At 73.5% G+C, this 680-nt stretch carries 1 protein-coding gene; it reads left to right on the forward strand.

The genetic code is table 11. From position 1 onward, the window contains the following. Positions 1–671: rhodanese-like domain-containing protein (locus tag QYS60_RS25735; RefSeq protein ID WP_371384664.1), on the forward strand; the 671-nt coding region annotated here is incomplete at its 5' end. Between the last annotated feature and the right edge of the window lie 9 nt (positions 672–680).

Below are 680 nucleotides of genomic sequence, written 5' to 3' on the forward strand. Positions count from 1 at the left end.
TCGATGCCGCGATGAACAAGCGCACCCATCCGCTGCTCGCCCAGGACCGGGCCATCCCGCAGTTGTCGCCGGAGCGGGTGCGGGCGGAGCTGGCGGCCGGGACGCGGGTGCTCGATGCGCGCGGCGTGGACGACTTCGCCGCGGGGCATCTGCGCGGGTCGGTCAACGTCGGGTTCGACGGGCGGTTCGCCGAGACCGGCGGGATGGTCGCCGAGGTGGGGGAGCCGATCGTGTTGATCACCTACCCGGGGCAGGAGCAGGACGCGGCGGTGCGGCTGGCCCGGATCGGGTCGGACAACGCGCTGGGGTATCTGACGGTCGGGTCCGACGGGGTGTTCCCGGCGGAGTTGGCGGAGCTGGTGGTCCCGGCGCCGCGCACCACCGTCGAGCAGCTCGAGGCGTTGCTCGCCGCGGACGCGGTGACGCTGGTCGACATCCGTAATCCCGGGGAGCGGGAGTTCGGGACGATTCCGGGGGCGGTGCCGATTCCGTTGGCGCAGCTGCGGGTGCGGCTCGAGCAGGTGCCCACGGGTAAGCCGACCGTGGTGCACTGTGCCGGGGGGTGGCGGTCGAGTGTGGCCGCGTCGCTGCTGCGGGCGCAGGGCTTCGAGAACGTGTCGGACCTGCTCGGCGGGTACAACGCCTGGGCCGACGCCCACGTCCCCGCCTGACCGGCGCCG

It is taken from the genome of Rhodococcus sp. GXMU-t2271 (assembly GCF_041414735.1).
GTDB lineage: Bacteria > Actinomycetota > Actinomycetes > Mycobacteriales > Mycobacteriaceae > Rhodococcus > Rhodococcus indonesiensis.